Origin of the sequence: Hymenobacter taeanensis (assembly GCF_013137895.1) — a bacterium.
Classification (GTDB): Bacteria; Bacteroidota; Bacteroidia; order Cytophagales; family Hymenobacteraceae; genus Hymenobacter; species Hymenobacter taeanensis.
In genome coordinates this window covers 2,595,022-2,615,957 of the sequence record NZ_CP053538.1, presented here as the reverse complement: position 1 = coordinate 2,615,957, position 20,936 = coordinate 2,595,022, and the positions used below count along the sequence as shown (strand labels likewise).

The window sequence follows — 20,936 nt, the reverse complement described above, 5'->3', positions numbered from 1 at the left end:
TGGGTGCTTGTACGAAATAACCCTGGCAATAGGTCAGTTAGCGGCCGGCTCCCGTTCTACTCTACGCTACCTACTTCTTCTCCCCTTTCCTGATGCGCTACCTGCTCCAAAATTGCACGTTTTACACCGGTACGGCCATTCTCACCCACCATGCCCTGCTGGTTGAGAACGGCCAGATTACCACCCTCCTGCCCCAAACCAGCAGTTTGCCGACCGATGCGCCCGTGGTTGATGGCCGGGGCCTGAACGTAGCCCCGGGCCTGCTTGATCTGCAGATTTATGGCGCGGCGGGGCACTTGTTTTCCGTGGCTCCTGGCCCCGCGGCCCTGGAAGCACTGGCCCAGCATACCTTTCGGCACGGCACCACTGGCTTCATGGCTACCATGCCCACCAACTCCTGGGAGATGATGCGCACAGCTCTGGAAGCAGGCCGTGAGTTTCAGCGGCGCCACCCAGCGCTAGGCCTATTAGGTATCCACCTGGAAGGGCCCTACATCAACCCCATCAAGAAGGGCGCGCATCAGGAGGAGTTTATTCATGTGCCCACGGGAGCGGAAATTGACGAGCTGCTGAAACTGGCCGATGGGGTAATGAAAATCATGACCCTAGCCCCCGAAATGGCTACACCCGCCGTAGTGGCGCGGCTACGCGAGGCGGGCGTGGTACTGTCGGCGGGACATTCTAACGCCACCTATGCCCAGGCTGCGGCTGGTTTCCGAGAAGGCTTTGCGGCGGCCACGCACCTGTTCAATGCCATGTCGGCGCTACAAGGGCGGGAGCCGGGTATGGTGGGTGCCATTTATGATGCCACTGACGCCCACGCCAGCATCATTGCCGATGGCATTCACTGCGACTTTGCCTCCGTGCGTATCAGCAAAAAAATACTGCAGGAGCGGCTGTTCCTCATCACCGATGCCGTAACCGACAGCCAGCACGGCGCTTACCGCTTCCAGCTCCGCCACGACCATTACGTAGATGAGCAGGGCATCTTGGGCGGCTCAGCCCTCAGCATGCCCCAAGCCGTGCGTAATTGCGTGGAGCACGTAGGTCTGTCACTGGACGAAAGCCTGCGGATGGCTTCCCTCTACCCCGCTCGAGTAATTGGGCAAGATGATAAGCTAGGCCTGTTGCAAGAAGGCTGTACCGCTGATTTCTTTCTGTTTGATGCTGATTTACAGGTATACGCCACCGCTCGCCAAGGCGAGTTACATTGGCATCAGGTCTAGGCCACTTTCCCATCCCCTCTCCTCGGGGAGAGGAGTGCCAGACGCAAGACAATAAGTAATGGACAGGGAGGCATTGCTCCTTGATAATTGCTCCCTGTTCATTACTCATTGCCTCCCGAACGTACCCCTCGCCCGGGGAGAGGGGCCGGGGGTAAGGTGCTACTTCAGCCATTCTTCATGTAACCTGGCGACCTTGCGCCGTACATTCCCTTTCCTATGCGATTTCTCATCTTAGCGTTGCTGCTGCTAGCCGGCCCAGCAGCGTTGGCGCAATATTCCGTCCGTGCCGTGGTGCGCGACAGCCTCACCCACGAGGTGCTGGTAGGTGTGAGCGGGGCCGTGCGTGGTACCTCCAATGGGGGGGCCACCGATGTGCAGGGCCAGCTTACACTGGATAACATTTCTGGGCCCACTGCCGAGCTGGTGTTTAGCTACCTGGGCTACCGCGTGAAAACTGTGACGGTGGCTTTGCCCCAAGCCGGCGAGCCGCTGACGGTGCTGCTCGGGCCCGACTCCAATGCCCTGGAGGAAGTAGTGGTAACCAGCACGCGCACCAACTCCCGCATCGAGGATTTGCCTACGCGCATTGAGGTACTGGGCGCCGAGGAGCTGGAAGAGGAAAGCGGCATCAAACCGGGTAACGTAGCCAGCATTCTGGGCGACGTGGCCAGCATCCAGATTCAGCCCACCTCCGCTACCACCGGCAATGCCGACCTGCGGATTCAGGGCCTGCAGGGCAAATACACCCAGATTCTGCGCGACGGTTTGCCGTTGTTTGGGGGCTACGCGGGCTCCTTCGGGATTCTGCAAATTCCGCCGCTTGATTTGCGTCAGGTAGAAATTATCAAGGGGGCCAGCAGCACGCTCTACGGGGGCGGCGCCATTGCGGGCATGATCAACCTTATTTCCAAGGAACCCCAGCTTAATGGCCCCGAGCGCACGGTTCTGGCCAACATCAGCACCCTGCGGGAGTCTAACCTCAACGGCTTCTTTTCGGGCCGCAACGAGAAGGTGGGCTACACCCTGTTTGTGGGCGGCACTCGCCAGCAGGCCGTAGATGTGAACGGGGATGGCTACTCCGATGTGCCGCGTCTGGGCAGCGTGCTCATTCACCCGCGCCTGTTCCTTTATCCTACCCCGCAGAGCAAGCTGGTACTTGGCTACACCGGCACTTATGAGCGCCGCCGGGGCGGCGACATGCAGGTGCTGCGCGAGCAGCCCGACGCCACCCACCAGTTCTTCATCAACAACGACAGCTGGCGCCACACCGCCGATGCCCGCTACGACCGCACCACCGCCGCGCGTGGCGACCAGCTAGTGCTTAAAGGCAGCCTAAGCAGCTTCCAGCGCAACGCCACCACCAACACCACCGGCCTGAATGCCCGCCAGCTCTCCTACTACACCGAAGGCAGCCAACTCCTGAAACTGTCCCACCACGATGTGGTGCTGGGCGCTAACGTTACGGGCGAGTCGTTCAGGCCAGTGCAAACTCAGAACCTGCAACTGCGCGCCTACGACTACGTTACGCCGGGCTTGTTTGCTCAGGACGACTGGAAACCCACCCCGGCTTTCACTCTGCAGAGTGGCCTACGCATTGACCACCACAATCGCTATGGCACCTTTGTGCTGCCCCGCCTGAGTGCGCTACTGAAGATTGGGAGCCACTTCTCCTCCCGCCTTGGAGGTGGCCTAGGCTATAAGGCGCCGTCTTTCTTCGTGAATGAGCTGGATGAGCGTGACTTTGCCCGGGTGCTGCCGTTCACAAACGCCAACAAGGCGGAGCGCTCTACGGGGGCCAACTGGGATGTGAACTACACGGCGGTAGCAGGCCAGGGCGAAGAAGCCTTGCACATCACCATCAACCAGTCGTTTTTCCTGACCCAGATTCAGCACCCGCTGCTGCTCAACACAGATTCTCGAACGGGCTTTATCACGTTTTCCAACGCCGCCCAGCCCTTCCTCACCCGTGGCTTCGAAACCTACGTGCGCGTGCGCCAGGACGAAACAGAGCTGTACCTGGGCTATGTATTTACCGATGCGCGCCGCCTCGATCTGCCCGGCAACCCGCGCCTGAGCCTCATTGCCCGCGACAAGCTGGCCAGCGTGCTTTCCCGCGAGTTCAACGAGCATTGGCGGGCGGGCCTGGAGGCCGCCTACACCGGCCGCCAGCACCGCGATGATGGCCCCCTGACGCCCGGCTACCTGTTCCTGGCCGGCATGGTGCGCTACAGCACCGGCCCTATCAGCTTCGTGCTGAACGGCGAAAACCTGCTCGATTACCGCCAGACCCGCAAGGAAACCATTTGGTCGGGTGACCGAACCAACCCCACCTTTCGCCAGCTCTGGGCCCCCATTGAAGGCCGTGTGATTAACCTCTCAGCCACCGCGAAGTTCTAGGCCACTCTTAGCCCAACCCACGCTGGCTTGATATACATTACCTGCGGGAGAAGGGGCGTTCTGAAGGTAATGGGCAATAGGTACTATCCATTATCGTCAGGCTTCCCCTCTCCCCGAGGTAATGCGCATCAAGCATTTGCGGGGGACGGGGGGTGAGGTCCAAGGTACTTTCTAGCAGAACTCTCCGGCTTTAGCACTACTTTCCTGCCATCAACTCAGCCAAAAGCCCCCTGGAGTTGTTGACTGGATATGCCTGACGCTCACCCCGCCCGCCCGACTCGTATTCCGCTGCTGCATCAGCGGTGGAGCGAACTGCTATTTGCCCACTGGCCTACCAGCCCCGAGCTGCTTCGCCCTTATCTGCCGCCGCGGCTGGAGTTGGATTTGTTTGAGGGACAGGCGTGGCTGGGCGTGGTGCCGTTTTCCATGAGCAAAGTGCGGCCTCCAGGCTTGCCGGCGGTACCAGGCCTACGCTCCTTGCACGAGCTGAACGTGCGTACCTACGTCCATCTCGATGGTGTTCCGGGGGTGTGGTTTCTTTCCCTGGATGCCAATAGCCCGGTGGCTGTGGAGCTGGCACGGGCGCTGTTTCACTTGCCCTATCTGCACGCCCGCATGTCGTTTACGGAGCAAGCTGGCAAGCTGCATTTTGAGGCCAAACGCACGCACCGCCGAATGCCGCCGGCCACGTTTGCGGCCTCCTGGACGCCCGGCGCCGCTCTACCCCGTGCGCAACCCGGCTCCCTGGAATACTTCCTCACCGAACGCTACCACCTCTACACCTCTGGCCCCAACCTGCTGCACGATATTCAGGGGCCTCAACTATGGCGCGGTACGCTCTGGCACGAGCCCTGGCCCCTACGGCAAGCCACACTACATCACTGGGACTCCACTCTAGTCGAATCACACGGCTTGCCTACGCCCGCCGGCCCTCCTCACCTACTAGCCGCCGACGCGGTTGATGTACGGGTAATGGGTCTGAAGCGAGTATAGCAGTAGTCATGCGGTTGCACTGGCCTAGGGGCTTCCTTTTGCTCAGAACTCCAAATTGTTGTTCTGTTACGCTCTATATCGCACCTAGGCTTACATTTCACAGGGGTAAACAGTTAGCCTTCCCTATTGAGAAATATAATTCAAGACTTATTTCTCCCTTCAACTAAGGACCGATAAGTTATGGGGCGCTTATCAGTCCTTAGTAGTGGAGCTAGAATAAGGCCTTGCCTCACTTCTTGGGACATGGCAGAACCCACGGCTGGAGCAGGAAGCGCAGCGTCCGGTGACTCAGACGCGCGACCACTAGGCAGGGCAGTACCGCCTCATGGTTGAATAAGCTGAGAAAGGCCCTTCTTGGCTTAGACCACCGAGCTTGTGTATGCATCGGAAAACAGTTGCCGCCGCAGTATCTTGCAATCATGGCCCGCTTAACTGACCTGACGCTCCACGACCAATTTCATCCGGCGGAAGGCCAGCGCCAGTTTCAGCATCGCGCCAATTACGTTAGCGACCTGTACCAGCAGTTCCTGCACGGCTACAAGCCCCCCAACACCTCGCGCATCAGCATCACTCTGGTAGCGGAGCAGAAGCCTACTCAGGCTTGGATAGTCGGTTCGGTGGCGGTCCTAGATCAGTACGCGCATGCGCCGACTTACGACGCCCTATCTGACCCGGCCAAGCTGAGTTTCCTGTTGGACCGCTTGCACGAGGCGGTGGGGAACTTGTGCCGCGCCTTCCACTGGGACGAGGCCGTATTTGATCACGCCTACCACCAAGTGCAGAAACAGCGCTTCGTATTTCGATTCGAGTTTCCGGAAAAAGTCACTCGCGACGGGAAAAAGCGCGCTCACCTGCTGCTGGAAAAAACGCTTACCCACTCCCGTCTGTCGGCATGCCTCGACGCCGGAGGCTCGACCGTGCGAGCGACCCTATACGAAGGGCCCAACCGCTGGTGGTACGACCCAGTTTATGCGCTCACAAAACGGGGCAAATGGATTACCAACGACCAATTTGGCGTCCACACTACATGTCCCTATTTCCGGGCATGGTACTCGCTGCCATTAGGCATTGTGGGGACAGAGTAAAGCGACTAATAGGGCTACTCGGCAAGTAACGGGTTGCGCTTCATGAATACCCTGATTGAGGCTCTCCTCTCCGCAAATTAACATACTAGTAGCCCCCGCGTTGTAAGGCAGAAACTGCCACTTTTTCGAGGCGGGGCATATAACTGAAATTATGTCAAGGGACGAAAACTAGATGAAGATCGGAGTTTCTAGAGGGCCTCAACCTGAAAAAAGTCCTGTTTGTCTAAACCCGGGAAAGCATCTGGCTCCGAGTTTATGAAACTCATCCCTCCGGCCAGCTTCCTAAACATTGAATCGTAGACGGGTTTATTAAACTCGCCCTTCCCTATTGGAGTAACTGGCCACTAGGTGCCAAGCTGATTTATGCTGTTCACCGAAAAGAGCGTTATTTTGAGTGTAATTGCTCCTATTCGCTCCAAAAAGGTACGCCCGTTGCTTTGTTCTGTACGTTAGGAAATGGCTGTATACATTGTTAACGAACACCTTCACGCCGCCGCTATGGGTGCAGCGCTCTTTGCACCCATCTTTTTCTCAATTGAAGTATTCCAGCTGTATTACTTCCAAGAGAAAAGAACGAATTGGCGGTATGTCTTATCGGGCGCTTACTTCATAATTGCTTTCCTGCTGTACATCGTGGTGTTGAACAGCAAACAGCGCCTCTTTTTAGGGGGTAATACGCTCGTACTCCTATGTGTATTTTATGCAGGCTATACGTATAATCTGTTCAAAAACAGGTAAAGCCTCTCGTCTACGAAAAGGATGATTTAAGTAGCGACTGGCTTTAGAATAAAGTGCGATAAGGGTCTGTAAACGGGAAAGTAGAGGTACCAGTGCTGTCTAATAAGTCAATTTATGTTTACTAGCAACTATATGAGCTTGGATTGGGGCCTTTACAATGTGAGATGAAGTAGACCCGGGTAGGCGTCGATCTACCAACCCGCCAGTGCTCTTCTCACACGCCTATGAAACACTTCCATTTCCTGGGGAAATAAGCGAAGTGCTTCTTCCAGAGAGACTAAATTGCGAGTGTCATATACCATCTCCACAACCTCAAACTCGGAGAGGCGCTAGGCCAGTCATTGGAGAGTGGGGGTTGAGTGTACTTGGTAGATCAGGTGCCAGATAACCCAGTCGTATACTAAACCTACGGCACCAGTTGAAGTGGGCTCATAGGTGAGCGAATCTGGCGGGCTTTGGCGGCAAGAGCTTCGTGGTGTACCACTGCCGCAATAGGGCTTGTTGCTGTTCCGAGTAAGGAACTGGTTGTGGCCAGGGCAAGATTCCGGTAATCTCTACGCGCCCAGTAACGGCGTTTCGTGGCTACTGCCGGGTTTCTTGGGTTAAGCACTAGGTGCGTAGTACTAGTAGAAAAAGCACTATGCGCAAGAGATACCACGGAAAGTTCGTGCGGTAGGGTTCTGGCGCTACAAGCCGCCGCCTAAGCTGGTCTAGCTGTAGCAACAGCTAGTTTACTGCGGCTTCTTGCGCGCTTAGGGGCAGGCTGGCTACGCCTACAATGTGGCGCGAGGCATTTTCCTGCACTAGCACTACTGCCTTCAGGTGGGCAACTTTCCACTGCGGGTTGAGCGCCAGCGCAGGCGCAGCAGTAAATGTGCCGTTGGGCCCCAGGTTGCCCAGCGTTTGCAGCTCACGCACCACGGCAGCATGGTGCAGCAGGCGGCCTGAATTCTCACCGCGCCCAACCTGTGATGAGAGGCCACTCTCAGTAAAGGCTAGCAGCACGGTGCTGGCACCCGTACCGGCGGGTAGCTGCCCTACTCGCACCTTCAAATTTGCGCCGGCACGAGTGAGCTGCACGGTAGCCCGCGGAGCTTTGGCGGCCTGCTCAATAGCCTTCACCAGCGCCCACTGCCGACTGCCTACTAGCTCGGTGCCGCCGTCAACTACCGCTTGCGGCGTGTAACTGTTGGTGTTGAAAGCCGCCGCGTACTCCCGCTGCCGCGCCGTGAAAGCCGCCGAAGAAAACGGGTCTTTCCAGCCCAGCCGATTCCAGTAATCCACATGCTCGCCGAGGGCCAGTACTTCTATCCCATCTACTGACTGATCCGTTTCCAGTTGGCGCAGAGCATCATCGGCGGCGGGGCAGCTGGAGCAGCCTTCTGAGGTAAAGAGCTCCACCACTACGGGCACCCGGTTACCTGCCGCGGCAGGCCGCGTGGTGTTAGAAAGGCTGAATACACCACCAGCGGCCACAAGGGTACAAATAACTAAGGCAGTACGAAGCATAGGACATGGGGCAAGGTGATACGGTGCATTATTCCTGTAATAGACGAAGAACCAGCTGATCTCGTATGTGAGCTCAAAAGCAGTTGCTGATTCGGGCAGAAAACAATATACGTGAACTAGCTGGCCAAATACCGTTTTGCAGTAGTTTGTGGCGCCAGACAATACGGCTGAGCAGCTCTGAGCGCTGGCATTGTGCCTACCCCAACAGGCGCTTTAATTAGCAGCTATTCATCTGACACCCGGATGCATATTTTTTGCTTTTGTCATTTTCCCGGCACCCACCTGCTCCATAGCACCTGGCAGCCACCCGCTGTTTTATTAGGCACCTTTTCTGGTAGTGGCCATGGTACCGCAAACCGGCATACCAGGCCAACGGTGTACCCTACACGCGCGCAGCATCCTTTTGCTGAGGCCTGGCCAATAGTGTAAGCGAGTGAAACAACCTGCAGGTGACACAATGGATTAGTGATACCTACCCACCTTCAAGTGTCCAGCCAAGCTCCAATAAGCAACGTTTATCCCTCCCGCTGGCGCACAGCCTCAAAGGTGAGAATGGCGGTGGCGGTACTTACGTTGAGCGAGTCAATGGCCCCGCGCATGGGAATAATGATGGTCTGGTCGCAGGCCTGCATGAGCGCGGGCGTAAGGCCGTCGGCTTCGGTGCCCATTACCAGGGCCGTGGGGCCGCGGAAGTCGCAGGTGGTGTAGGCCACGGCCTGGTCGGTGAGGGCGGCGGCGTAGGTTTTGATGCCGTGCTGCCGGCACCAGGCTAGCAGCTCCTCACGGGTAGTGGCAATGGTGGGCACCGTGAACGAGCACCCAATGCTGCTCCGGATGGCGTTGGGGTTAAACAAGTCGGTGCGCGGGTCGCAGACGATAACGGCCGTGGCCTGGGCCGCATCGGCGGTGCGCAGAATGGCGCCCAGGTTGCCGGGCTTCTCCACGGCTTCCAGCACCAGCAGCAAGGGGGCCGCGGGCAGCTGCAACTGGCCTAGCGTGAGCTGGGGCGGCTTGGCCAGAGCCAGCACCCCGTCGGAGCCTTCGCGGTAGGCCACTTTCTCAAACACCGCCTTCGATACCTCAAACCACTCGGTTTCGCCTTTACCAAACAGGGTGCGCAGCTCCTGCTGCCGCTGCTCACCGGCCAGCTCGGTGCACACAAACAGAGCAGGCACGGCCACGCCGGCCCCGTGGGCAATGGTCAGCTCCCGCAACCCCTCAATAATGGTGAGGCCCTGCGCCCGGCGCTCCGACGATTTTTGCTGCAGCTTCAGCAGGTTTTTAATGCGGGGGTTCTGGGGGCTGGTAATAGCGTCGGGCATGGGGGCAACGGGGGGGTGAATACGGCGAAACTAGCGGCGGCGGCTGGTGGCCCCGTGAGAGGACCAGCCCGGTTGCGCCGCCGCGAAGATACGCAGGCCAACCCGCCAGTGCTGCGGCCCGTTGTAGGCCACTACTGTGCGCTGGCTTGTATCATTGCAGTCAGCGCTTTTCTCATCCTGATTTTTGCATGCGTTTACAGCTAAACACCAAGATTATTCTGGGCTTTACCATTGCGCTGAGCGTGCTCATGCTAACCTCGCTTCTGGCCTGGTACAGTATTCAGCAGCTCAGCTACTATACCCAGCGCGTAGAGCACACCTACCAGGTACTGCAACGCACCTCCGACCTGCGTATGCGCATGCGCGACGCGCAAAGCCAGGTGCGCGGGTACCTGCTCATGAACGACTCTACCCAGAACTCTACCTTTCAGGAGGTGTTGCAACAGGCACACGCAGACTATGACACCCTCCGCCTCCTGACGCTGGACAACACCTCTCAGCAGCTGCGCCTGGATACGCTCAAGACCCTTATCACGAAGGAGACCCAGTACCTCAGCACCTTCCTGCAGGTGAAGCCCTCAGTAGAAGCGGTGCGGCGCCTGATTAAGGGCGACCGGGTTATGCAGGAAAAGCTGCGACAGCTAGTTGAGCATATGAAGGCCGAAGAGGAGGGCCTGCTAAGTCAGCGCCGCCAGCGCCAGGATATTTACCAGCACACCACCCCGGCCGCCATTATCACGTCGGCGGTGCTGGCCGCCATTATTGTGCTGTGGCTCTTCAACAAGATTTATCAGGAGCTCAAGGCAAATGCCGACTTGCAGCAGCAGCTCACGCAAACGAATGAGGAGGTGGCGCGCCGTATTCAGCTGATTGAGGGCCTGGCGGAGCGTGTGGTGCAGGGTGATTACAAGGTTAAGATCAATGACCGCGGCCAAGACAGCCTGAGCAACCTGGCTACTTCGCTCAACCGGATGACCCAAACCCTGGATGAGAACTTTACCGTGCTGGAAACCCGCAACCGGGAGCTCGACCAGTTTGCCTACGTGGCCTCTCACGACCTGAAGGCCCCACTCCGGGGCGTGTTAACGGTGGTGAAGTGGATTGAGAGCGAAATGCCCAATGAGCTAAGCGACCAAATGCGGCAGTATCTGGACATGATGAAGGGCCGCCTGCACCGCCTCGAGGATCTCATTAATGGCCTGCTGGCCTACGCCCGGGTGGGCCGCACTGAGCAAAAGCTAGAGGAAGTACAGGTAAGCCAGCTGGTGCGGGAGGTGCAGGAAATGGTGGTGCCGGCCAGTTTCCGGGTAGAAACGCCCACCACGCTGCCCACGCTGGTTACTGACCGCCTAAGCCTGCAGCAGGTGTTTACCAACCTCATGGGCAACGCCGCCAAGTACCACCACAAGCCTGAGGGCACCATCACCATCAGCTGCCAGGAGCTGCCCCACGACTACGAGTTTACCGTTCGCGATGATGGGCCCGGAATTGCGCCGCAGTTTCACGAGAAGATATTTCTGATGTTTCAGACCCTGCGCGACCGTAACACGGCCGAAAGCACGGGCATCGGCCTGAGCATCGTCAAGAAAATTCTGGACGAACAAAAAGCCAGTATTCGGGTAGATTCTCAGGAAGGCGAGGGTACGGCCTTTATCTTTACGTGGCCGAAGCAGCCCACCTCCGTGGCTCAGCCCGCACTTTAACCAGTGCGGGCCTAGCCTTACTCCTTCCCTTATGCGTTCCGTTCTGTTAGTTGAAGACGACTTTTTTGACACCATGACGGCCCAGAAAGCCTTCGAGCGTTTCAACGTGCCGCACAAGCTGTACACGGCTTTCAACGGTATTGAAGCGCTTGATTTGCTGCTGGGCCGCAACAATGTGGAGCCCATTCGGCCGCTGCCCGAAGTTATTCTGCTAGACCTGAACATGCCCAAAATGAATGGGCATGAGTTCTTGGCCGAGCTGCGCAGCATGCCTGAGCTAAGCCAGATTCCGGTGTTCATCACTACCACCTCGGGCATGGATGTAGACCGCCTCAGCGCGCAAAACCTGGGCGTAAGCGGCTACATTCTGAAGCCGCTTGATTTTGAAACCAGCACCGATATGGTTGACAGCATGAACCTGCTGGAGCAGCTGCTGAAATAGCCCGTTACCATATCAGGCTTACTGTAACCGGCGAGGTGCCCTGTATAGGGTGCCGCGCCGGTTTTTTGTTGGACAGCCCTACAACAGGCCTGGGCCTGTTCCCTGGTAGTAGTCGCACACCCGGCAGCCTTAGCCGTTGCAACCTCCCACCTACGAGGCCCTTCCGGGCTTACCCGCAGGCTGCGCTTGCCTGCTCTGCTGGCATACTACTCCTAGGGAGTTGTGCGTTAGAATGCAGTAGAAGATGCGCCCGCTCAAACAGGCAAAAACTGCGTGCAACTTTTAGCCGCATGGCACAATCCTGCGGTTGGCGGTGTCTCTGCGAAAGCAGTGGTTTGCTCCGGCCGTGCGCGCATTCTGCTTACATTTTTTAAGTTGCTTCCGGCTTCCTTGTGCAGCTCGGCGGCTTGGTGGGCGCTCTTCACCATATTTCCACCTCCCGCCTGGCTTTTTTGGTTTCTTGCTACCTTAAGTTCCTATATGCAGCTCCGCTCTCTCCTATTAGCCGTGCTCTGCACGCTCACTGTTCCGGCCCTGGCCCAGCAGACGCCCCGGCAGCTTAATACGCTTCCGGGGGCTCCTACCCCACCTCCGGCTACCACGCCCGCCGCACCCGCCGTTACGGCCTCACCGGCGGCAGCACCGGCACCTACCGCCCTCCCCCCGACACTGCCCGCCGGGTAGCGGCCCAGCCGCGCACTTTGGCGGCGCCACCCGTACTGCCCGATTCAGTGCAGCAGCAGCAACGGCGTCAGCAAATGGCCCTGCCGCCGGCCAATACCACCCGCTACGCCGTAGGCCTGAAAAGCGGCCAGGTAGTGCGTGGGTATGATGTGGAGATTAAGCAGCCCGTATTTGGGCGCAGCTTCCTGCTCGTGGATGGGCAGCAGCGCCTTGACCTGGACCAGGTGCGCTACTACGAAGACGAAACCGGCTTTTATGTGCGTACCACGCTCCCGGGCCGCTCCAACCGCGAGTCGACGCTGCGCCGCGACCGGGTGGGGCGCATCAGCCTGTACTCCATCACCAGCACGCAGTACATGAACAACCCATATGGCGGCTTTGGCGGGTATGGCCGCTACGGCTACGGTGGGTACCCGTATGGCGGCTACCCCTACGGTGGCTACCGCACCGTAAAAACCGACTATTTCAGCAAGGATAACGGCCCCATTGAAAATCTCACCCTCAAAAACCTGCAGCTAGCTACCGCCGACAACCCCGGCAGCGTGAAACTGCTGCAGGATGCCCGCCGCTACCAGACCTACACCACGCTCAGCTACATTGCGGCGGGGGGGCTGATGCTAGCCGGTACGTTTTCTAGCTTTGGCGGCAGCAACGGCTTTGCCGTATCGCCGCTGGTGTACGCGGCCATTCCGCTGGCTATTGTGCCGCTGGTAATTGGTGGCAAGCAGCAGAACAACATCAAGCAGGCTATTCTGCTTTATAACCGCGGGCAGTAGCCAGCCACCTACTGCGGCCCCTCACCCCCACCTGGCCTGGCCCGGGTGGGGTTTATTTTTGCGCTTTTCTTAACCTCCAAGGCGGTTCTGAGCGTAGGCAAGTTCGTGAAGCCTGCCCCCACCTCCCCCGCCGATTTAGATGCCCGCCGCGAACTGGCCCTCTGGGCTCACGAGCTGCTGTGCGCTGAGTACGGGGCACCGTTCCGGTTTTTCAGCACCAAGGATCCGCTCAGTGAGCTGATCAGCGCCCTGCTCTCGCACCGCACCCGCAACCAGGACTCGCACAAAGCCTACCAGCAGCTGCGGGCGCGGTTTGACACCTGGGATGCCGTGCGCGATGCCCCCACTGAGGAGGTACAGGAAGCCATTAGCCCCTGCACCTGGCCTGAGCAGAAAGCCCCCCGCCTGCAACATGTGTTGCGCGAGGTAGGCCAGCGCTGCGGTGGCCCCTGCAACCTGGAGTTTCTGGCCGATATGCCTATTCCGGAAGCGCGGGCCTGGCTGGAGGCTCTGCCCGGCGTAGGGCCCAAAACCAGCGCCGCCGTACTACTCTTCAGCAATCTGCGCCGCCCGGCTATGCCCGTAGATAGCCACCACCACCGGGTGGCTCAGCGGCTGGGCTTAATTGGCCCCAAGGTAGGCGAGGCGGCGGCCCATGCGCAACTGGAAGCCTTGTTGCCGCCCGGTTGGGATGCCCAGCTCGTGTACGACCACCACGAGGCCCTTATGTTTCATGGGCAGAAGTGCTGCTATTTCCATACCCCCGCCTGTGGGCGGTGCGTGTTGCTGGAGCGCTGCCCCACTGGCCAGGCCCGCACCAACCAAAGCGCCGCGCCGGCGCTGTTGTAATTTTAAGTAGTTTGGCCGGTGCCTGCTGCGCACCGCGGCAGTATCTTCTCTCTTCTGAAAATAAGTCATGAAACAGACGTATGGCCTACCGGCCCTGCTTTCCATCTTCATTCCTGGCCTAGGCCAGTTGGTAAAAGGCCAGTTTATTAAGGCTTTCCTGATTTGGGCTATTGGCGGCGTGTTAGGTTTCCTGCTGGCCTGGACGCTGGTAGTTCCCTTCCTGATCTGGGCCTGGAACGTGTACGACGCGTACAACTCGCCTGCCTGATTGTCGGCAGTGCCAGTTCTTCACCTGAAAGCCAAGCCTAACGCCCAGGCCAACCAGCTCTCGGTAGCGCCCGATGGCACCATCACGGTGCGGTTGAAAGCGCCGGCGCAGGATGGCAAAGCCAATGCGTGTCTACTAGCCTACCTAGCTGAGGTGTTTGGGGTGACCAAAGCAAACCTTACGCTGGTTTCGGGCCACACGGCCCCGTTCAAGAAAGTAGACGTTGCGGGCCTGACCGAGGAAACGTATCGCGCTACGCTGGAGCGGTATCAGGGGGCCTAGGCCACTGCTTACAACTTGCGTCATTGGGGAACCGTACGTGAGGGACAAGACCTACCCGTACTCTACTCCCCTCACGTATGCATTTTCCTACCTGGGCCGTGGCTGGCTTCTGGGGCCTGGTATCAGGCTCTGCTTTGCTGATTGGCGCGGCCATTGGCTACTTTCTGCACGTTCCGCAACGCCTAGTGGCCGCCATCATGGCATTTGGCAGCGGCGTGCTTATCTCCACCCTCTCCCTGGAGCTCATGGAAGAGGCCTACAAAAAAGGCGGCTTTGATGCTACGGCAATTGGGTTTGTGGGAGGCGCGGCAGTGTACACGTTTGCCAACTGGCTGCTGGCCCGCCAGGGCGCTAAGCACCGCAAACGCTCCGGCGACCAGCAAAAGCACGAACGCGCGGCGGTGCAGTCGGGTGAGAAAGCCGGAGCCGATAATGGTGACGACAACGGCATGGCCCTGGCAATTGGTGCCCTGCTCGATGGTATTCCAGAGAGCATTGTTATTGGCTTGAGCATGCTGGCCGGGGGCGCCGTGAGCATGGTAGCCGTGGTGGCCATCTTCCTCTCTAACCTGCCCGAAGGCCTTTCCAGCGCAGCGGGAATGAAAAAGGCCGGCCGCTCGCCGCAGTATGTGTTGCTGCTATGGGCCGGCATTATGATCATTTCGGGCATATCGTCTTTGCTGGGCTATACTATTTTCAGCGGCTTCTCGGAGAATACCGTGGCCGCAACCATGGCCGTTTCTGCCGGTGCGGTGCTGGCCATGATTGCCGACACCATGATTCCGGAAGCGTTTGAAGTTGCCCACAACTTCACGGGTCTGATCACAGTGCTAGGCTTCCTCGTATCCTTCGTGCTGAGTAAAATGGGAAGCTAAGCTGGGAAATAGTGATAAAGTAATGAAGTGATAATTGGGTGATGAAGTAAGCTGTCATTGCGAGCGGAGCGAAGCAATCTTTCCTATTAGCAGCGGAAAGCCTCAAGACTAGAAAAGCCCTTACGCCCGTCATGGGGCTAAGGGCTTTTGAATAGGGCAAGGGTAGTAGAAAACTAAAGACTGCTCCGCTCGCAATGACAGCTTACTTCATCATTTCATTACTCTATCACTCCATCATCACCTCACTAAATCACTGAACCACTAAATCACTATTTCACTACTCCCTTCGTAGCTTGCGGTATCAGATAGAGCATCCGCTATGGCCCTTCCCCCCGATCCTGCTGCTATTCAACCGTTATTAGAAGCCCTGGCTTTTTCACCCGATAACCTGGCGCTACGCAAGCACGTGGCGGGCTTGCTGCTGCAAAGCGGGCGCCTGCCCGAAGCGGAAGAGCTCTACCGCACCGGCCTACGCCAGGCCCCGCAGGATGCCGACCTGCAGCTTGGCCTGGCCGAGGCGTACGCTGGCCTGCGCAAAACCTCCGCGGCGTTTGTGGTGGTAGAAGAACTACTGGCAGCCCAGCCCGAACATGCCCGCGCCCACCTCCTCCATGCCCGCCTGCTGGCCGATACCGACCAGCTACCAGCCGCCGTTGAGGCCTACCAAACAGCCTTAGCCCACAACCCTACCCTGGAGGATGCCGACCTAGCCGCCCGCCTGCGCGGCCGGGCACCTGCTCAGGGCAGCGCACAAGGGTACCCTGCCGCCCCCGACGACCTCATCAATGAGCAAGCCCTGTTTGGTGGCCTGGAGCGGCCCAGCATCAACTTCTCAGATGTGGGCGGCATGGAAAGTCTGAAGGAGGAAATCCGCCTCAAGATCATTCATCCGCTGCAATACCCTGACCTGTACAAAGCCTATGGCAAAGCCACAGGCGGCGGACTGCTGCTCTATGGCCCGCCTGGCTGCGGCAAAACCTACTTAGCCCGCGCCACGGCCGGTGAGGTAAAAGCCTCGTTTATCCACGTTGGCATCAACGACATCCTGGATATGTGGCTGGGCAATAGTGAGCGAAACCTCCACCAGATATTCGAGCAGGCCCGTTTGCAGGCACCGTGCGTGTTGTTTTTTGACGAGGTAGATGCCCTGGCCGCCAACCGCCACGACCTGCGCCAGAGCGCCGGCCGCACCGTCATCAACCAGTTCCTCTCGGAGCTCGACGGTGCTACCCGCTCCAACGAAGGCGTGCTCATCATGGCCGCTACCAACGCGCCCTGGCAGCTCGATGGGGCCTTCCGCCGCCCCGGCCGCTTCGACCGCATTCTGCTGGTAACGCCCCCCGATGAGCCCGCCCGCGCCGCCGTGCTGGAGCTACTGCTGCGCGAGAAGCCCGTAGGCCAGTCGGTTAACCTGCCCAAGCTAGCCGCTCAAACTGCCGGCTACTCCGGCGCCGACTTAAAGGCTGTGGTAGATGTGGCCATTGAGAGCTGCCTGCGCGAGTCGATGAAGGCCGGCAAGCCGCTGCCACTGGAGCAGCGCCCCCTGCAGGATGCCATCGGGAAAGTGCGCCCCAGTACGCGCGAGTGGTTTGCCACAGCTAAAAATTACGCCCTTTACTCCAACGAAGGCGGCCTCTACGACGACATTTTGGTGTACCTCGGCATTAAAAAACCTTCGGCGTAAGCTTATTTACCCTTCAGCATGGATCACGCTGCAACCGACCGCTGGCAGAACGCGGTGCGGCACTTGCTGCACATAAACCGGCCTGAGCAAGCGGAGCAGCTAGTACGGCGCCGGCTGGCGCATCACCCACAGGAAGCGTATGCGCATGTGCTATTAGCGCTAACTATACTGAATCAGAAGGGGCGCTTAGCGGAGGCTATTCCGGTGCTTCAGGATGCTATTGCGCTAAACCCTCAAAGCAGCGATGCACAGTATTTCAATAGTGTGGCACTGCTGCGCGGTGGGTATTCAGAGGAAGCTTTACAGGCAATTGACGAAGCACTGCGCTTACATAGCTGGAGTGCGACTTACTTGGGGCACAAGGCGGTTATACTAAACACCCGCGATCAGCCTAAAAAGGCGTTGGAGGCCACAACTATAGGCTTGCAAATACACCCAGGGCATGATGAATGCCTGTATCAACGCATCCTAGCCCTCCAAAAACGTAGAAAATATAAGAAAGCGACCCTCGTCATAGCCCAATTAGCCTACTGGCATCCTGATTCTGCCTTAACTCATTTCCTTTTAGGCGAAGATGCCATGCGAGCCCAGGAGCTTGAGAAGGCGGAAAAACACTTGCGAGAGGCGCTGCGGTTGCACCCCACTCACACGCAAACGCAGCGGAGTTTGCTGCACGTAAAGGTACAGCTCGGGGAGCAAGCGTATCGGCAGCATCAACCAATGGAAGCAAATCAACACTTTCTGGAGGCGTGGCAGCTCTCCCCAGGTAATGAGGCGGTTCGTAGTAACTTAGAGCAATTGGCCAAAGAAAGCTTCTGGCTGAAACGGCAGTTGCTACGCCTCGATGCAAAGTCGGCAAGTATACATGAGCAAATTGCCAACCATAGCAATAGGGCTACTTTTCAACTGTTCTTTATACTGGTTCCACTGGTTTGCCTGTTTTGCATTCCACTGATTCTGTTATCCTGCTACGCAGCCGTACAATGGCGCTGGCACCCTACGGTACGTATGCTCAATAAATCGTCGCGAAAAAGCTTTACCGAACGGGTTCTGCCAATAGTCGCACTTGGCGCCACTCTAATAGGTCTAGTGGTTTCTATTTGCTATTGGATGGCTGTATAGTTGCTATGTTTTTACCCCTATACTGCGTTTCATTTACGGTATCCGCTTGACGTACCATAGCAATTGCCGTCGTTTATTACTGTATCGCCTGCTACTCACCTAATGGAACAACCCAACTGGCCCGACCGAATCTTACTACTGCTTCGCCAGGGCCGCGCCGTGCAGGCGGAGCAGGAACTGCACCGGGTATTGCACGACGACCCCAACGATGCCCATGCCCACGCCCTGATGGCGCTGGCCCTGTTGGAGCAAACCCGCGCAGAAGAGGCCCTTACGCACGCCCAAACTTCCGTAGGCCTCTCGCCGGAGCATGACTTTGCTTACTACCTGCTGAGTCTGACCCACCAGCGCCTGCAGCACCCTGCTGAGGCGCGCGAGGCCATTGAGCAAGCCCTTTCCCTCGACCCTACTGACCCCAACTACCACCATACGTTGGGCATTTTGCGCTTCACGCAGGGCCAGTGGGCCGCCGCCCTGCGCGCCGCCGAAATGGGCCTGGCCTACGACCCCGAGCACGTAGACTGCCTGGGGCTGCGGGCCCGCTGCCTCGCCCGCCTGGGCCGCTCCGATGATGCCGCCAGCTCCCTTTCCCAGGCCCTGCACTATGACCCCGATGATGCCGGCACCCACGCCGACGCCGGCTGGGTAGCACTGGAAACCGGTAAGCACAAAGAGGCGCTGGAGCATTTTCGGAACGCCCTGCGGCTGGCTCCTACCTCTGAGTACGCTCGCAGTGGCCTCGTTGAAGCCCTGAAGGCGCGCTACTGGCTGTACCGGGCCTTTCTGCGGTTCACAGTCTGGAGCGAAAACCTGAACGGGGTAACCCGGCGGGTGCTGTTCGTGGGCCTTTACATTCTGGTGCGCTTTGTGCCGCTCCTGCTGCCGCTGTATCTGCCGCTGGTATTTATGAGCTGGTTCGCCGATCCGTTATTCAATGGTTTGCTCCTGCTCAACCCCTATGGCCGCCATGCCCTCTCCCCTGAACAGCGCCGCCAAGCGCTGGGCTTTGGGGTAGTGCTGGTGGCCGCTACGGCGGCGTTTACGGTTTCGGCACTGGCCCACCAGGCTTGGCTGGGCGCCATAGGCCTGGGCTTGCTGGCGGCCATTTTCCCGCTGATGGTGACGCTGCGCCCCCGTGCCCCTAAACGGACGCAGCGCTGGGCAATGGCCGCTACAGTAGCCTTGGTGCTGCTAGGCCTGTTAGGAGGCGGACTGCAACTGGTTGCTCCGGATTCGCAGGCGCATACCGGCGTCATGGGTCTGCTGTTTATTATCTGGCTGCTGTTTATCTGGACGATGGCGCTGAGTTAAGTCCCACTGCTGTTTGCCAGACTTAATTACATATGAAAAGGCCACCGGTTTCCCACCCGGTGGCCTTTTCTTCCCACGCTACTTTTACTTGTACTTCCTCACGGGCTAGCGGCCCAAACCGGGCTCAGAAGCTGATTTATGCGTTTAACACCTCTGGTTCGCGGCGGTACGTGCGCTCAAAGGCCTCGTCAATGTGGTAGGTAGATTCTTCGTGCTGGCTTAGGTCGAGGCCCAGTTCCTCTTCCTGCAGCTTCACACGCAGCCCAAAGATGCGGTCGGTAACTTTCAGCAGCACCCAGGCGCCCACGAAGGAGTAAGACACCACAATCACGAGGCCCAGCACGTGGTACCCAAACAGGCTGGTTTTGCCGTAAAACAACCCATCGTTGGCGGCGAAAACGCCCGTGAGCAGCATACCTACAATACCCCCGAGGCCATGACAGGGGAACACGTCCAGGGTGTCATCAATGGTGGTGCGGCTGTTTTGCCAGTGCACGGCGGCGTGGCTTACCAGAGCCCCCACCACCCCAATCAGAATGCTTTGGCCATAGTCAACGTAGCCAGCGGCGGGCGTAATGGCCACCAAGCCTACCACCGCGCCCGTGCAGGCCCCCACGGCCGTAGGCTTGCCGCCCCGCACAATTTCTACCAGAATCCAGGCCATGAGCGCAGCGCCGGAAGCCAGGTTGGTGTTTACAAACGACACGGCTGCCAGCTCATTCGCGCCCAGCGCCGAGCCGGCATTGAATCCAAACCAGCCAAACCACAGCAGCCCCGTACCCAGCAGTACGTAGGGCACGTTGGGGGTTGAAAAAGATGTAGGACGCAGATTAGCGGAGCGGCGCCCCAGCACCATGGCGCCCGCCAGCGCAGCCACACCCGCCGAGATGTGCACTACGGTACCGCCGGCAAAGTCCAGCACGCCCCACTTATGCAGAAAGCCCTCGGGGTGCCAGGTCCAGTGGGCCAGGGGACAGTAAATGAACAGGCTAAACAGCACCATAAATGCCAGGTACCCTTTGAAGCGCACCCGCTCAGCAAAAGAACCCGTGATGAGGGCCGGCGTGATGATGGCAAACTTGAGCTGAAACGCGAAATAGAGCACAAACGGGATGCTGGCCGCAAACGCCGGGTTTGGGGCCGTGCCCACGTTGCGCAGCATGGCAAACGTGAAAGGATTGCCAATGAGCCCGTGCCAGGAGTCGCCGTAGCAAAGCGAGAACCCCACAAAGTAAAACAGCACCGATATCACGCCCAGCGCCACAAAGCTCTGCAGCATAGTACTGATGACATTCTTGGGCCGTACCATTCCGCCATAGAAGAACGATAAGCCCGGCGTCATGATCAGCACAAAGGCGGTGGCCGTAAGCATCCAGGCTACATCGGCAGCGTTGAGCGTACCGGGGGCTGCGGCTGGGTGGGGCACCTGAGCCACTGCCGCCAGAATAGCAAGGCCTAGCAGCGCAATCAGTGTGAACAAACTATAACTAGGCCGGAGAGCTGATTTAGCATATCCCATTTTGATGCATTTTTCGTTATACCCCCTATTTTACAAAGGCAATATAAGCCAACGACGATAATTTTAGCATAGAACACTATGAAATTTAAAGCCGAATTTCATGAATGCAGTATTTATTCTTCAATATGACTTAAAATAATTACCCCGCTTA

Annotated in this window: 18 protein-coding genes; 15 read left to right on the top strand and 3 right to left on the bottom strand. The window is 58.2% G+C overall.

Annotated elements, in window-relative coordinates; all coding sequences use genetic code 11:
• Positions 1–92: 92 nt before the first annotated feature.
• The 4 genes from nagA to HMJ29_RS11120 all read left to right on the top strand — a co-directional run bounded on the left by nagA (position 93) and on the right by HMJ29_RS11120 (position 5,701).
• Complete coding sequence (gene nagA / locus HMJ29_RS11135; RefSeq protein WP_171591553.1) at positions 93–1,226, top strand: N-acetylglucosamine-6-phosphate deacetylase; 1,134 nt, start codon at positions 93–95, stop codon at positions 1,224–1,226.
• A gap of 216 nt (positions 1,227–1,442) precedes the next feature.
• The gene (locus HMJ29_RS11130; RefSeq protein WP_171591552.1) at positions 1,443–3,623 is read left to right on the top strand and encodes a TonB-dependent receptor; all 2,181 of its coding nucleotides are present in this window, start codon (positions 1,443–1,445) and stop codon (positions 3,621–3,623) included.
• A 249-nt stretch (positions 3,624–3,872) separates the two neighbouring features.
• The gene (locus tag HMJ29_RS11125) at positions 3,873–4,616 is read left to right on the top strand and encodes a YqjF family protein (RefSeq protein ID WP_171591551.1); all 744 of its coding nucleotides are present in this window, start codon (positions 3,873–3,875) and stop codon (positions 4,614–4,616) included.
• Between the two features lie 419 nt (positions 4,617–5,035).
• On the top strand, positions 5,036–5,701 hold the full coding sequence (locus HMJ29_RS11120) for a hypothetical protein (protein WP_171591550.1): 666 nt from the start codon (positions 5,036–5,038) through the stop codon (positions 5,699–5,701).
• 1,464 nt (positions 5,702–7,165) lie between these two features.
• On the opposite strand, the gene HMJ29_RS11115 is transcribed toward HMJ29_RS11120, so the two are convergent.
• A complete protein-coding gene (locus HMJ29_RS11115; protein ID WP_171591549.1) occupies positions 7,166–7,948 on the bottom strand; it encodes a DUF1223 domain-containing protein in 783 nt (260 codons plus the stop codon).
• Positions 7,949–8,463: 515 nt separating this feature from the next.
• The gene (locus HMJ29_RS11110; RefSeq protein WP_171591548.1) at positions 8,464–9,270 is read right to left on the bottom strand and encodes a TrmH family RNA methyltransferase; all 807 of its coding nucleotides are present in this window, start codon (positions 9,268–9,270) and stop codon (positions 8,464–8,466) included.
• A gap of 188 nt (positions 9,271–9,458) precedes the next feature.
• Here HMJ29_RS11110 and HMJ29_RS11105 point away from each other — a divergent pair, with 188 nt between their 5' ends.
• The 11 genes from HMJ29_RS11105 to HMJ29_RS11055 all read left to right on the top strand — a co-directional run bounded on the left by HMJ29_RS11105 (position 9,459) and on the right by HMJ29_RS11055 (position 19,266).
• The gene (locus tag HMJ29_RS11105; protein ID WP_171591547.1) at positions 9,459–10,973 is read left to right on the top strand and encodes a sensor histidine kinase; all 1,515 of its coding nucleotides are present in this window, start codon (positions 9,459–9,461) and stop codon (positions 10,971–10,973) included.
• Positions 10,974–11,004: 31 nt separating this feature from the next.
• Positions 11,005–11,415, top strand: a complete 411-nt coding sequence (locus tag HMJ29_RS11100) for a response regulator (protein WP_171591546.1) — start codon at positions 11,005–11,007, stop codon at positions 11,413–11,415.
• Positions 11,416–11,895: 480 nt separating this feature from the next.
• On the top strand, positions 11,896–12,099 hold the full coding sequence (locus tag HMJ29_RS20345) for a hypothetical protein (RefSeq protein ID WP_216634046.1): 204 nt from the start codon (positions 11,896–11,898) through the stop codon (positions 12,097–12,099).
• A 17-nt stretch (positions 12,100–12,116) separates the two neighbouring features.
• Positions 12,117–12,875 (top strand): hypothetical protein, encoded by a 759-nt coding sequence (locus HMJ29_RS20340; protein ID WP_216634045.1) that lies wholly within the window; start codon positions 12,117–12,119, stop codon positions 12,873–12,875.
• Positions 12,876–12,980: 105 nt separating this feature from the next.
• Entirely contained in the window at positions 12,981–13,724 is a 744-nt protein-coding gene (locus tag HMJ29_RS11085) for an endonuclease III domain-containing protein (RefSeq protein WP_171591545.1), read from the top strand.
• Between the two features lie 67 nt (positions 13,725–13,791).
• Complete coding sequence (locus tag HMJ29_RS11080; protein WP_171591544.1) at positions 13,792–13,992, top strand: DUF5683 domain-containing protein; 201 nt, start codon at positions 13,792–13,794, stop codon at positions 13,990–13,992.
• A gap of 9 nt (positions 13,993–14,001) precedes the next feature.
• Complete coding sequence (locus HMJ29_RS11075) at positions 14,002–14,274, top strand: DUF167 domain-containing protein (protein ID WP_171591543.1); 273 nt, start codon at positions 14,002–14,004, stop codon at positions 14,272–14,274.
• Positions 14,275–14,351: 77 nt separating this feature from the next.
• On the top strand, positions 14,352–15,149 hold the full coding sequence (locus tag HMJ29_RS11070; protein WP_171591542.1) for a ZIP family metal transporter: 798 nt from the start codon (positions 14,352–14,354) through the stop codon (positions 15,147–15,149).
• A 319-nt stretch (positions 15,150–15,468) separates the two neighbouring features.
• Entirely contained in the window at positions 15,469–16,833 is a 1,365-nt protein-coding gene (locus tag HMJ29_RS11065) for an ATP-binding protein (RefSeq protein WP_171591541.1), read from the top strand.
• An 18-nt stretch (positions 16,834–16,851) separates the two neighbouring features.
• Positions 16,852–17,955: a tetratricopeptide repeat protein gene (locus HMJ29_RS11060; protein ID WP_171591540.1), complete on the top strand. Its 1,104-nt coding sequence runs from the start codon at positions 16,852–16,854 to the stop codon at positions 17,953–17,955.
• A gap of 102 nt (positions 17,956–18,057) precedes the next feature.
• Positions 18,058–19,266: a tetratricopeptide repeat protein gene (locus HMJ29_RS11055; RefSeq protein WP_171591539.1), complete on the top strand. Its 1,209-nt coding sequence runs from the start codon at positions 18,058–18,060 to the stop codon at positions 19,264–19,266.
• A gap of 136 nt (positions 19,267–19,402) precedes the next feature.
• On the opposite strand, the gene HMJ29_RS11050 is transcribed toward HMJ29_RS11055, so the two are convergent.
• Positions 19,403–20,785: an ammonium transporter gene (locus HMJ29_RS11050; RefSeq protein WP_171591538.1), complete on the bottom strand. Its 1,383-nt coding sequence runs from the start codon at positions 20,783–20,785 to the stop codon at positions 19,403–19,405.
• Positions 20,786–20,936: the final 151 nt, after the last annotated feature.

Excerpts from the sequence above, each read along its gene's own strand:
- HMJ29_RS11120 (WP_171591550.1), top strand. The coding sequence starts at position 5,036 with ATGGCCCGCTTAACTGACCTGACGCTCCACGACCAATTTCATCCGGCG.
- HMJ29_RS11125 (WP_171591551.1), top strand. The coding sequence starts at position 3,873 with ATGCCTGACGCTCACCCCGCCCGCCCGACTCGTATTCCGCTGCTGCAT.
- HMJ29_RS11130 (WP_171591552.1), top strand. The coding sequence starts at position 1,443 with ATGCGATTTCTCATCTTAGCGTTGCTGCTGCTAGCCGGCCCAGCAGCG.
- HMJ29_RS11105 (WP_171591547.1), top strand. The coding sequence starts at position 9,459 with ATGCGTTTACAGCTAAACACCAAGATTATTCTGGGCTTTACCATTGCG.
- HMJ29_RS11100 (WP_171591546.1), top strand. The coding sequence starts at position 11,005 with ATGCGTTCCGTTCTGTTAGTTGAAGACGACTTTTTTGACACCATGACG.
- HMJ29_RS11080 (WP_171591544.1), top strand. The coding sequence starts at position 13,792 with ATGAAACAGACGTATGGCCTACCGGCCCTGCTTTCCATCTTCATTCCT.
- nagA (WP_171591553.1), top strand. The coding sequence starts at position 93 with ATGCGCTACCTGCTCCAAAATTGCACGTTTTACACCGGTACGGCCATT.
- HMJ29_RS11110 (WP_171591548.1), bottom strand. The coding sequence starts at position 9,270 with ATGCCCGACGCTATTACCAGCCCCCAGAACCCCCGCATTAAAAACCTG.
- HMJ29_RS11065 (WP_171591541.1), top strand. The coding sequence starts at position 15,469 with ATGGCCCTTCCCCCCGATCCTGCTGCTATTCAACCGTTATTAGAAGCC.
- HMJ29_RS20345 (WP_216634046.1), top strand. The coding sequence starts at position 11,896 with ATGCAGCTCCGCTCTCTCCTATTAGCCGTGCTCTGCACGCTCACTGTT.
- HMJ29_RS11055 (WP_171591539.1), top strand. The coding sequence starts at position 18,058 with ATGGAACAACCCAACTGGCCCGACCGAATCTTACTACTGCTTCGCCAG.
- HMJ29_RS11115 (WP_171591549.1), bottom strand. The coding sequence starts at position 7,948 with ATGCTTCGTACTGCCTTAGTTATTTGTACCCTTGTGGCCGCTGGTGGT.
- HMJ29_RS11060 (WP_171591540.1), top strand. The coding sequence starts at position 16,852 with ATGGATCACGCTGCAACCGACCGCTGGCAGAACGCGGTGCGGCACTTG.
- HMJ29_RS11050 (WP_171591538.1), bottom strand. The coding sequence starts at position 20,785 with ATGGGATATGCTAAATCAGCTCTCCGGCCTAGTTATAGTTTGTTCACA.
- HMJ29_RS11070 (WP_171591542.1), top strand. The coding sequence starts at position 14,352 with ATGCATTTTCCTACCTGGGCCGTGGCTGGCTTCTGGGGCCTGGTATCA.